Origin of the sequence: Brassicibacter mesophilus (genome assembly GCF_050433385.1) — a bacterium.
Classification (GTDB): Bacteria; Bacillota; Clostridia; order Tissierellales; family Proteiniboraceae; genus Brassicibacter; species Brassicibacter mesophilus.
Genome location: NZ_JBNPXI010000002.1, coordinates 265,956 through 278,043, shown reverse-complemented (window position 1 = coordinate 278,043; position 12,088 = coordinate 265,956). Strand labels below are relative to the sequence as shown.

Here is a 12,088-nt window from a genome sequence, read left to right as displayed (position 1 = left end):
GTTTTAAATGCAAACAGCATTAGCTACTATTTTTGTTTTTTTCTTAGTAGTAGTATTTCATGAATTCGGACATTTTATTGTGGCTAAACTTTCAGGGATAACGGTCCACGAATTTGCAATAGGTATGGGTCCAAAGCTGTATCAATTTAAAAAAGGTGATACAGACTATAGTCTAAGATTATTGCCTATAGGTGGATATGTGAAAATGGAAGGCGAAGATGAGATATCAAACGATGCAGGAAGCTTTAGTAAAAAGCCTATAGGATCAAGAATGGCTGTGCTAGCTGCAGGAGCAATAATGAATTTTGTTTTAGCCATAATTGTATTCACTATATATGCGTATAGTGTTGGAGTACCTACGACTATTATTGATGATGCCACTGAAGGTATGCCTGCATACAACGCAGGACTTAGAAGCGGAGATAGAATTGTTAAGATTAATGATACAGAAGTAAATGAATGGAATGAAATCAAAAAAGAAATTAGCCAATCAAAGGGAGAAAAAATTAATATAACAGTATTAAGAAATAACAAAGAGATTAGCTATGAACTACAGCCTATACTTGATGAAACACAAAATAGGCTGATAGTTGGAATTGCCCCAACAATTAAGAAATCTTTTTTCATGGCTGTAAAGAACGGTGTAGAAAATGTAGCACTTATACTTGGAATGATGTTTGATTTTATTTCTAAAGCATTTCAAGGTAAAGTAAATAGTGCCGATATTTCAGGACCAGTTGGAATAGTTTACATTGTTGGAGAAGCTGCAAAGTCAGGGTTTCTGTATGTTCTATATATAGCGGGTTTTATAAGTATAAATTTAGGTTTTTTCAATCTCTTGCCAATACCAGCTCTTGACGGCAGTAGACTTTTATTTCTGTTTATTGAATTATTAAGAGGTAAGCCTATAAATCCTGAAAAGGAAGGATTTATACATTTTGTTGGATTTGTATTTTTAATATTATTAATGATAGTAGTGGCATATAAAGATATTGTGAAATTTGATATTTTCTAGGTGGTGAAATTATGAGAAGAAGGACTAGAGAACTGCATTTAGATAAGGTGGGGATAGGGGGTAACTTTCCAATTACAGTTCAATCTATGACAAATACTGATACAAGAGATGTATTAAAAACAGTCAACCAAATTAGGGCACTAGAGCTAGAAGGCTGTGATATTGTAAGAATAGCTGTTCCAGATATAGAGGCTGCGCGTGCTGTAAAAGGTATTAAAAAGGAGATCCATATACCACTAATTGCTGATATTCACTTTGATTATAAACTAGCTCTTGAAGCAATAAAAAATGGCGTTGATGGCTTAAGAATTAATCCTGGAAATATTGGTTCTAAAAGTAGAGTTCAAGAAATCGTAAAAGCATGCAGAGAGAAACAAATACCTATAAGAATTGGAGTTAATTCAGGATCTATAAGTAAAGAAGTAATTGAAAAATTTGGAGGAGTAAATGAAGATGCAATGGTGTTTAGTGCTTTAGAGCATGTAAGAATACTAGAGGATTTAGATTACAGGAATATAAAAATTTCACTTAAAGCTTCAGATATAGCATTAACTATAAACTCTTATAAAAAAATTGCTGATATTGTTGATTATCCACTTCATGTTGGTATTACTGAAGCTGGTACAGTATGGAATGGTACAATTAAGTCTTCTATAGGAATTGGTTCTTTATTATTAATGGGTATTGGTGATACAATTAGAGTCTCTTTAACAGGGGATCCTTTAGAAGAAGTTAGAGTTGGTAAACAAATCTTGCGCACTTTAGGATTATTGAATGACCAAATAGATATAATTTCTTGTCCAACATGTGGGAGAACACAAATAGACTTAATCAAGTTAGTAAATAAAGTTGAAGCACAAATAAAACATATTTCAAAACCTATTAAAGTTGCAATAATGGGCTGTGCAGTCAATGGACCAGGAGAAGCGAGAGAAGCAGATATCGGTATAGCAGGTGGAGACGGATGCGGACTAATTTTTAAGAAAGGACAAATTATAAAAAAGGTGAAAGAGGAAGAATTGTTAGATGAACTAATGAATGAAATTAAAAAACTTTAGCTAAGAATAAGGAGGATTAGTTATGAGCTCCGTTACGGTTGTAATTCCTGCATATAATGAAGAAAAAACTATTGGTGATGTAATTTCTGTTGTCAAGAAAGTTGATATCATTAATAAAATCGTTGTAGTCAGTGATGGGTCAGTAGATAATACCGTTGATGTTGCAAAGCAATATGATGTAGACGTATTAGAGCTAGAGAATAACGTAGGAAAAGGAGGCGCATTGAAAAAAGGAGTAGACAAGACTAATTCAGAAATAATACTTTTTTTAGATGCTGATTTAGTTGGGTTACAACCTTATCATATCAAAGACCTGCTTTTGCCGGTTATAAACAGTGAAGCAGATATGACCATTGGCTTATTTAGTAAAGGGAGAATTGCTACTGATCTAGCCCAAAAGGTGGCTCCATATTTATCAGGACAAAGGGCAATCAGGAGATATATAATTGAAGATACCTCTAATCTTGATATAACAAGATATGGAGTTGAGGTAGCCTTAACAAAGTACGTCACACAAAATAATATTAGAACTAAAGATATTATTCTAGATAATTTAACTCATATTATGAAAGAAGAAAAGCTAGGAGTAGTAAAAGGCTTTACTGCTAGACTAAGGATGTATTGGGACATTGTTAAGATATTAGTTTCAAGAGATAGGTGATAATATGTTATCGACAAATCAAATAGTATTGCGCTTAGCCCTTTCTATTGTATTATCCGGGCTAATTGGTATAGAGAGAGAGAGTATTAAACGGCCTGCTGGGTTCAGAACTCATATTTTAGTATGTGTAGGTTCGACTTTAGTTATGCTGACATCTCTTTATATATTTAACATATACAAATATGAAACAGCTCTACAGCCTGACAGACTTGGTGCTCAAATAATTAGCGGAATAGGATTTCTTGGCGCGGGTACAATAATTAGGCAAGGAAGTTCAGTAAAGGGACTAACCACTGCAGCTGGATTATGGGCCGTAGCATGTATAGGCATTTCAGTTGGAGTAGGGTTCTATTTAGGTGCGATAATAACGACTATTTTAGTATTGATAACACTTATAGCTTTTGGAAAAGTCGAGAAGCATATACGCACAAAAAGAAATTATATGAGTATGAGAATAGTATCAAGTAATAGACCCGGCCAATTAGGGAGAATATGTAAAACGATAGGTGAAACAGGTGCAAGTATTACTAGTATTGAATTAGATTCAGAAGAAGAAGAAACAGTCATAATAAATATGATTTTAAGAATTCCTGATTCTACAATTAAATATGATTTAATGAACCGTATTGGAAACGAAGATGGAGTCATAGAAGTATCAGAAAAAGTATAGTTAGGGGGTAATGACAGTTGACCTCTGTTAACATAAAAAAATTTGAAGAAATATTAAGTAGACTAGAGATAAAAATAGATTATAAAGAGATTAACAGCTTATTTATAAGAAAAGTTTTTGTTAATCCAATAGACAGGGTTATGAGGATATCTATTGATAGCGATTCAATTATTTATAGAGAAAAATTAGACAATGTTATAGCACAGCTAAAGAAGAAGCTGCCTGAATTTGAAAATATTTACCTTAATATTAAATATATGACCTCAAATGAAGACTTAGCTAAAATAATTGAGATGTATCTACCTAATATAATTTATTTGATAAAGAAGGAAATACCTTCAAGTTCAGCTTGGCTAGATGACATGGAATGGGAAATAAATAATGAAGTTATTGTTTTAATATTTAAAAGTGATGTTGCAGTATTTACTTTACATAATAAAAATATGGACAAGTTAATTAGGGACGAAATAAACAATGACTTAGGACTAAATATAAATATAAAACTTGAGCATGATGATAGTGGCTGTGATACCGAAGAAGTTCATAATAAAATTAAAGCTCAAGAAGAGTCCATGATGCTAGATAGCATTAAGGTAAGTAATCAAAACTGTAGTGAAGAAGCTGAGAAACGTAAAGGAACTAAGAATAATGTCACTAACACTAACATGATATATGGCAGTAAGATGCAAGGTGATGCATATAAAATTTCTGAAGTAAATATTAATTCTGGAACGGTAATGATAGAAGGAGAAGTTTTCGATATAGAAACTAGAGATATAAAAGGGGATAAAAAGCTATTTACGTTTAATGTTACTGACTATACAAGTTCTATTACTGTAAAGGCTTTTGTCAATAAAAAGAACCTAGATACCTTTGAATCAAACTTGAAAAATGGACTATACACAAGATTATCAGGAGATATTATATTCGATACTTTTTCAAAGCAAGTTGTTATGATGCTCAAATCGCTAGTTAAGGTACAAAAGAAAATTAAAACTGATGAGTCTCCTGTAAAGAGAGTTGAACTGCATTGCCACACTCGTATGAGTTCCATGGATGGGATTACAAGTTTTACTGACATTGCAAAGAGAGCATCCGAATGGGGCCACAAAGCTATAGCTATAACAGATCATGGAGTAGTACAGAGTTTTCCAGAGGGCATGGATTCATCGAGGAAATACGGTATAAAAGTTCTTTATGGGGTTGAAGGCTATCTAGTAAATGATAGCAAACCGACAGTTGTTAATTTGAATAAACAATCACTTGATTGTGAGTATACTGTATTTGATATTGAAACAACAGGCTTATCAAATAAAAATGATAGAATTACTGAAATTGGTGCAGTTAAAATAAAATCAGGAAGGATAATTGATAGATATAGCCAGCTAATTAATCCAATGATAAATATACCTGATAAGATAGTTGAGTTAACAGGAATAACTGATGAGCTAGTAAAGGATAAGCCGGCAATCGAGGTAGTACTACCTGAATTCATAGAGTTTATAGGTGAAAGTGTTTTAGTAGCACATAACGCTTCCTTCGATGTAGGATTTATTAAAGTAAACTGCAATAGAATGGGAATAGAATTAAATAACACCATATTAGATACATTGCAGCTGAGTAGAGGACTTTTTCCACAACTAAAAAGTCATAAATTGAATATTGTTGCTAAACATCTAAACATTAATCTAGAAAATCACCATAGAGCGGTAGATGATTCAGAAGCTACTGCAAATATTTTTATGAAGTGCATCGACTTATTAGTACAAAAAGGGGTTAAAAGCCTGGAAGATATAAATGTTTTACTTGCAAACAATAAAAACATCAAAGCTGAAGAGACTTTCCATATAGTAATTTTTGCGAAGAATCAGAAAGGTCTCAAGAATCTATACAAAATTATTTCTGAATCACATCTTAAATATTTCCACAGGAGACCAAGAATTCCAAAATCTCTTCTTTCGCAATATAAAGAGGATTTAATAATTGGAACTGCATGTGAAGCAGGCGAGTTATATAAAGCAATTTTGAGAAATAAAGATTTTACAGAATTGAAGAAGATAATAGATTTTTATGATTACCTAGAAATCCAGCCAATATGTAACAATAGATTTTTAATAGAAAATGAAAGTGTTAAAGATGAAGAAGAATTAATTAGTTATAATAAAAAAATTGTAGAATTAGGTGAAAAGCTTAACAAACCAGTTGTAGCAACATGTGATGTTCATTTTCTAGAGCCTAAGGACGAAGTATACAGGCGTATATTGATGGGTGGACAAGGTTTTTCAGATGCGGATAATCAAGCACCGCTCTATTTTAGAACAACCGATGAAATGTTAAATGAATTTAGCTACTTAGGAGAAGAAAAAGCAAGAGAAGTTGTGATTCAGAATACAAATTTAGTAGCAGATATGATTGAAGATATTATTCCTATACCTGATGGAACATTCCCACCAGTAATAGATGGGGCTGAAGAAGAACTAAGGGCAATGAACTATAAGAAAGCAAAGGAGATATATGGCGATCCTCTACCTGAAATTGTTCAAGCTAGATTAGATCGAGAACTTAATTCTATTATTTCAAATGGTTATGCTGTTATGTATATTATAGCCCAAAAGCTTGTAACAAAGTCACTAAGTGACGGATACCTTGTAGGTTCAAGGGGTTCAGTGGGATCATCTTTTGTGGCAACAATGAGTGATATTACTGAAGTAAATCCTTTACCACCTCATTATGTTTGTCCAAACTGTAAAAATAGTGAATTTATAACAGATGGGTCAATTGGATCAGGTGCCGATCTGCCAAATAAACTATGTTCTCAGTGTGGTACGGAATACAAAAAGGATGGACACGATATACCATTTGAAGTTTTCTTAGGGTTTGAAGGAGATAAAGAACCGGATATAGATTTGAACTTTGCTGGAGAATACCAACCTGTAGCTCATCAATATACTGAGGATCTTTTTGGTAAAGGATACGTGTTTAGAGCAGGGACAATTGGAACTGTTGCAGAAAAAACTGCTTATGGATTTGTCAAAAAGTATTTTGACGAAAGAGGAAAATCTGTAAGTAACGCTGAGATAAATAGACTTGTTAAGGGGTGTACTGGTATAAAAAGGACTTCAGGTCAACATCCTGGCGGTATTATGGTTGTTCCACGGTATAAGGATGTTTATGATTTTTCACCTATTCAATATCCTGCAGACGATAAAGGTTCTGGAGTCATTACTACCCATTTTGATTACCATTCAATAAGTGGAAGAATATTAAAACTCGATATACTGGGACACGATGTTCCGAGTATTATAAGAATGCTAGAAGATATAACAGGGTTAAATGCTCAGAGCATACCATTAGATGACAGTGAAACTATCAAGATTTTTGTAAGTACAGATACTTTAGGCGTGTCAAGTGAAGAGATAAATTCAGAGGTGGGAACTCTTGGGATACCAGAGTTTGGCACTAAGTTTGTGCGTCAAATGCTAATAGATACTAAACCAACTACTTTTGCAGAGTTGGTTAGGATCAGTGGTCTATCACATGGAACTGACGTATGGGTTAATAATGCTCAGGAGCTAGTTAGAAGTGGTATTGCAAAGCTTAATAATGTAATTTCAACTAGAGATGATATCATGCTATACTTAATATACAATGGACTAGATAAAAAAAGATCTTTCAAAATAATGGAGAAGGTAAGAAAAGGTAAAGGATTAACTGAAGAAGACGAAGCTTATATGAGAGAAAATAAAATTCCTGAATGGTATATTGAATCATGCAATAAAATAAAATATATGTTTCCTAAAGCTCATGCTGTTGCATATGTAATGATGTCTTTTAGAATAGCATATTTTAAAGTTCATTATCCTGAAGCCTTCTATGCTACTTATTTTACATCTAAAGCTATTGATTTTGATGCTGAATTAATCGTTAAAGGAAAGGAAACAATAGAGAATAAAATTAAAGAGCTCGAAGACATGGGGAACAACAAGACTGCAAAAGAAAAGAATTTACTTACAGTACTAGAGGTTGCTTTAGAAATGTACTGTAGAGGGTTTAAATTTGAGAAGGTAGACTTATATAAATCTGATAGTGATAAATTTTTACTAGGTGACAATGGAATTATTCCACCTCTAAAGTCACTTCAGGGAGTAGGAGAAAATGCTGCTAGGAGCATTGCGATTGAAAGAGAAAATGGACAGTTTTTATCTATTGAGGACTTAACAAGTAGATGTAAAGTGACAAAAACAGTTATAGAAGCATTAAAAAATCATGGATGTTTAGGCGATATGCCTGAAAGTAACCAACTTACATTATTTAATATTTGATTTTTGGAAAAAAATATGTTAAGCTTAAAGCAAATGAGTGATATTATTAAGGAGTGGGGGGTACCCACTCTTTACTTTATTTATTAGTACATATTTAGAATAATTGAAAATTGTTTTTGGCAAAATAGGTATGTATATAATCGGAGGTGATATGGATGAAAAAAGGTGATATAGAAAATGTTGTCACAGAAATAACCCAGCCAATTCTTGATACACTTGATTTCGAGTTAGTAGATGTTGAATATGTCAAAGAAGGCCCGTATATGTATTTGAGAATATATATAGATAAATCTGGTGGAATTACAATAGATGATTGTCAGAAAGTCAGTGAGAAAGTGAGCGATATACTAGATGAAAAAGATCCGATTGAGGATAACTACTTTTTAGAGGTATCTTCGCCAGGATTGGATAGACCATTAAAAAAAGATAAAGACTTAGAGAGGAATATAGGAAAAGACGTTGAGATAAGTTTATATAAGCCAGTCAATGGGAAGAAAAAACATGTTGGTAAACTACTTGGATTTAACACCGAAACTCTTTATATAGAAGATGAATCTACAGAAGAGATGCATATAGAAAGAAGTGCTATATCTAAGATTAATTTAGCTATCAAATTTTAGTAGGGAGGTTAAAGGGGATGAAAGCCGAATTTATTGAGGCGCTTGAAGAAATAGAAAAGGAAAAAGGAATATGTAAAGATGTTATATTTGAAGCTCTAGAAGCTGCATTGATTTCTGGATATAAGAAAAATTTTGGTTCTTCCCAAAATGTAGAAGTTGAAATTAATAAAGAAAATGGAGACGTAAAGGTTTATGCAAAGAAAAATGTTGTAGAGAACATAGAGGATGAGTTACTCGAAATTAGTTTAGATGATGCAAGGGAAACTGATAGTAGATATGATATTGGTGATGTAGTAAATATAGAAGTAACTCCAAGAAACTTTGGAAGAATTGCTGCACAAACTGCTAAACAAGTGGTTATGCAAAAAATAAAAGAAGCAGAAAGAGAAATTATTTTTGATCAATTCATAGATAGAGAAAATGAGATTATTACAGGACTAGTGCAACGAGTAAGTAAAAACAATGTAATGGTTAATCTTGGTAAGACTGAAGGAATACTGGCACCAAGTGAACAAATGCATGGCGAAGAGTATAATCAAGGAGACAGAATCAAAGCATATATTTTGGAAGTTAAAAAGACCACTAAAGGACCTCAAATATTATTGTCAAGGACACATCCGGGACTTGTAAAAAGACTATTTGAACTAGAAGTGCCTGAAATACATGATGGTATAGTTGATATCTTTAGTATTTCAAGAGAAGCTGGATCAAGAACTAAAATAGCAGTTTACTCTAATGATGAAAATGTTGATCCAGTAGGCGCTTGTGTTGGATTTAAAGGAACAAGGGTTAAAAATATAGTAGATGAACTGAAAGGTGAAAAAATAGATATTATTAACTGGAGTAAAGATTACTCTGAGTTCATATCAAACAGTTTAAGTCCTGCAAAAGTGTTAAAAGTTGATATTGATGAAAAAGAAAAATCTGCCTTAGTTGTAGTTCCTGATTATCAGTTATCACTTGCAATAGGGAAGGAAGGTCAAAATGCAAGATTAGCTGCTAAATTGACAGGGTGGAAGATTGATATTAAGAGTGAAAGTCAAGTAAAATCAGAATAATAGAAGGGGTGGTATTATTGAAAACAAAGAAGATACCGCTTAGGAAATGTGTTGGATGTACTGAAAGCAAGCCAAAACGTGAGCTAATTAGAATAGTGAAAAATAAGGATAATGAAATATTTGTAGATTTAACTGGAAAAGCGAATGGAAGAGGGGCATATATTTGCAATAATCCTGAATGCTTAGAAAAAGCTAAGAAGGGTAAAAAGTTAAATAGGGCACTAGAATATGAAATTCCTGAAGAAGTTTATGGAAACTTATTTAAGGAGATAAAATCTAATGAATAAGTTCTACTCAATGATAGGCATTGGTAAAAAAGCAGGGTTTATAGTTTCTGGTGAAACAGGATGTGTACAGGCGATCAAAAAGTCTAAGTGTAAATTAATGATATTAGCTTCAGATGCTTCTGATAATACAAAAGATAAGTTTATGAGCTTATGTAACAAGAATAATATTAAGCTTATAACCATAGGTAGTAAGACTGATCTAGGAAGTGCTATAGGGAAAAGTCTTACTTCTACAGTTGTTGTAGTTGATGATAGGTTTTCAAGTACATTGTTAGATGTAATAAGTAAAGGTATCACCTGTAAATAATGTGGGGGTGTATAGTTTGACTAAAAAAAGAGTTTATGAGTTAGCTAAAGAATTAGGTTTACCCAGTAAAGAGCTTATGGAGAAAATAACCGAACTTGATTTAAAGATTGGAAGTCATATGAGTACTATAGAAGAAGAAGAAGCAGATTTACTTAAGGAATTGCTTCTAGTTGAGTTTGATGAAGATAATGACATAGATGAAGAGATAATAAAAGAAAATACTAAAATGAAAAAGAAAAAAAAGAATGAAGCTATTGAAGAAGGTAATAAAATTAACAAAAATAAAGACAAAATGAGAGGTAGCGTGGACACAACGAATAAACAAATAGAAGTAGAAGAGACAATACAAGTAAAACATCTAGCTGAAAAGATAGGTGTTAGTGCAAACCAAATAATTTCAAAATTAATAGCTCTAGGCATTATGGCCAGTGTAAATCAAGATATTGATTTTGATACATCAAGTTTAATTGCGTCAGAATTTAATTGTGATGTAGTTAAAGCTATAGGTTATAATGAAAAAATTGAAGAACAATTATTAGAAAGCTTAGATGCCGAAGATAGTCCAGAGGATTTAAAGCAAAGACCTCCTGTAGTTACAGTTATGGGTCACGTTGATCATGGAAAAACATCACTGTTAGATGCTATAAGGGAAACTCATGTTACTGAGAAGGAAGCTGGAGGAATAACTCAGCATATTGGTGCTTCTACTGTCAATGTAAATAATAAAAAAATTGTTTTTCTTGATACACCAGGACATGAAGCGTTTACTTCAATGAGAGCACGTGGAGCACAAATAACTGATATAGCAATACTAGTTGTTGCTGCCGATGATGGGGTTATGCCTCAAACAGTAGAGGCTGTAAACCATGCTAAAGCCGCTAAAGTACCAATAATTGTGGCAGTTAATAAAATTGATAAAATTGATGCTAACCCAGATAGAGTTAAGCAAGAACTGACAGAATATGGCTTGATACCTGAAGATTGGGGCGGAGATACGATATTTACCAATGTATCTGCACTAAAAGGCATTGGTATTGATGAACTACTAGAAATGGTTTTACTAGTGTCAGAAATGCAAGAGTTAAAAGCTAACCCTAATAGAAGTGCTAAAGGCACTATCATTGAAGCTAAGCTTGATAAAGGCAGGGGAACAGTGGCAACTGTGCTAGTTCAAAAAGGGACTTTATCTATTGGAGATGCTGTAGTTGCTGGTACTTCTCATGGAAGAGTTAGAGCAATGCTTGATGACAAAGGTAAAAGAATAAAAAAAGCAGGTCCATCTACTCCAATAGAAATATTAGGATTGTCTGAAGTACCTGATGCAGGAGAAATACTCTATTCTGTTGAAGATGATAAGAAAGCTAGAGAGATAGCTGAAAATAGAAAAGATAAGATGAGAAGAGAGCAAATTAAATCTAATCAAAAAATTTCTTTAGACGATCTATTTGACAGGATAAAGCAAGGCGAGGTCAAGGACTTAAATATTATTATTAAAGCCGATGTAAAAGGCTCTATCGAAGCTGTTAAGCAATCATTAGAGAAGCTGAGCAATGAAGAAGTGAAAGTAAATCCTATTCATGGAGGAGTAGGTGCTATAACTGAGAGCGATATAATGTTGGCCTCAGCATCCAATGCAATAGTTATAGGATTTAATGTTAGGCCTAATAATACTGCTATGGAAATTGCTAAGCGTGAAAGTGTTGATGTAAGAACATATAGAGTAATCTATAATGCTATAGAGGATGTAGAAGCTGCGATTAAAGGTATGTTAGCACCTGAATATCAAGAAATAATACTTGGCCGAGCTGAGGTAAGAGCTACATTTAAAGTACCTAATGCAGGTGTAGTAGCAGGTATTTATGTACAGCAAGGAAAGATTACTAGAAACTCCAAAATTAGATTGTTAAGAGATAATATAGTTATTTATGAAGGAGACATATCATCACTCAAGAGATTTAAAGATGATGCTAAAGAATTAGCAACTGGATATGAAGGTGGGTTAGGTATTGATGGCTATAATGATATAAAAGATGGAGATGTAATCGAAGCCTATATCCTTGAAGAAATAAAAAGATAAATATTGAGGAAGG

Annotated in this window: 10 protein-coding genes; all 10 read left to right on the top strand. The window is 33.0% G+C overall.

The window, feature by feature from the left end; translation table 11 throughout:
* Nucleotides 1-7: 7 nt before the first annotated feature.
* The 10 genes from rseP to infB all read left to right on the top strand — a co-directional run bounded on the left by rseP (nucleotide 8) and on the right by infB (nucleotide 12,075).
* A complete protein-coding gene (gene rseP / locus HNR33_RS03875; RefSeq protein WP_429080220.1) occupies nucleotides 8-1,015 on the top strand; it encodes an RIP metalloprotease RseP in 1,008 nt (335 codons plus the stop codon).
* Between the two features lie 11 nt (nucleotides 1,016-1,026).
* Nucleotides 1,027-2,073 carry a flavodoxin-dependent (E)-4-hydroxy-3-methylbut-2-enyl-diphosphate synthase gene (gene ispG, locus HNR33_RS03870; RefSeq protein WP_429080217.1) on the top strand — a complete coding sequence of 349 codons (1,047 nt, stop codon included), beginning with the start codon at nucleotides 1,027-1,029 and terminating at the stop codon, nucleotides 2,071-2,073.
* 22 nt (nucleotides 2,074-2,095) lie between these two features.
* Entirely contained in the window at nucleotides 2,096-2,734 is a 639-nt protein-coding gene (locus HNR33_RS03865; protein ID WP_429080214.1) for a glycosyltransferase family 2 protein, read from the top strand.
* Between the two features lie 28 nt (nucleotides 2,735-2,762).
* Nucleotides 2,763-3,404 (top strand): MgtC/SapB family protein, encoded by a 642-nt coding sequence (locus tag HNR33_RS03860; protein ID WP_429080211.1) that lies wholly within the window; start codon nucleotides 2,763-2,765, stop codon nucleotides 3,402-3,404.
* Between the two features lie 17 nt (nucleotides 3,405-3,421).
* Nucleotides 3,422-7,726 (top strand): PolC-type DNA polymerase III, encoded by a 4,305-nt coding sequence (locus HNR33_RS03855; RefSeq protein ID WP_429080208.1) that lies wholly within the window; start codon nucleotides 3,422-3,424, stop codon nucleotides 7,724-7,726.
* Between the two features lie 155 nt (nucleotides 7,727-7,881).
* On the top strand, nucleotides 7,882-8,346 hold the full coding sequence (rimP, locus tag HNR33_RS03850) for a ribosome maturation factor RimP (RefSeq protein ID WP_429080206.1): 465 nt from the start codon (nucleotides 7,882-7,884) through the stop codon (nucleotides 8,344-8,346).
* Between the two features lie 17 nt (nucleotides 8,347-8,363).
* Nucleotides 8,364-9,404 carry a transcription termination factor NusA gene (gene nusA, locus HNR33_RS03845; protein ID WP_429080204.1) on the top strand — a complete coding sequence of 347 codons (1,041 nt, stop codon included), beginning with the start codon at nucleotides 8,364-8,366 and terminating at the stop codon, nucleotides 9,402-9,404.
* 17 nt (nucleotides 9,405-9,421) lie between these two features.
* Nucleotides 9,422-9,691, top strand: coding sequence for an RNase P modulator RnpM (gene rnpM, locus HNR33_RS03840; RefSeq protein WP_429080201.1), 270 nt, complete (start codon nucleotides 9,422-9,424; stop codon nucleotides 9,689-9,691).
* Entirely contained in the window at nucleotides 9,684-9,998 is a 315-nt protein-coding gene (locus tag HNR33_RS03835) for a L7Ae/L30e/S12e/Gadd45 family ribosomal protein (RefSeq protein ID WP_429080198.1), read from the top strand. Before rnpM ends, HNR33_RS03835 begins: the two co-directional genes overlap by 8 nt.
* Nucleotides 9,999-10,014: 16 nt before the next feature.
* On the top strand, nucleotides 10,015-12,075 hold the full coding sequence (gene infB / locus HNR33_RS03830) for a translation initiation factor IF-2 (protein ID WP_429080195.1): 2,061 nt from the start codon (nucleotides 10,015-10,017) through the stop codon (nucleotides 12,073-12,075).
* The last annotated feature ends 13 nt before the right edge of the window (nucleotides 12,076-12,088 follow it).

Coding starts and splice junctions, on each gene's coding strand:
- rseP (WP_429080220.1), top strand. CDS start 8: ATGCAAACAGCATTAGCTACTATTTTTGTTTTTTTCTTAGTAGTAGTA.
- ispG (WP_429080217.1), top strand. CDS start 1,027: ATGAGAAGAAGGACTAGAGAACTGCATTTAGATAAGGTGGGGATAGGG.
- HNR33_RS03865 (WP_429080214.1), top strand. CDS start 2,096: ATGAGCTCCGTTACGGTTGTAATTCCTGCATATAATGAAGAAAAAACT.
- rimP (WP_429080206.1), top strand. CDS start 7,882: ATGAAAAAAGGTGATATAGAAAATGTTGTCACAGAAATAACCCAGCCA.
- nusA (WP_429080204.1), top strand. CDS start 8,364: ATGAAAGCCGAATTTATTGAGGCGCTTGAAGAAATAGAAAAGGAAAAA.
- HNR33_RS03835 (WP_429080198.1), top strand. CDS start 9,684: ATGAATAAGTTCTACTCAATGATAGGCATTGGTAAAAAAGCAGGGTTT.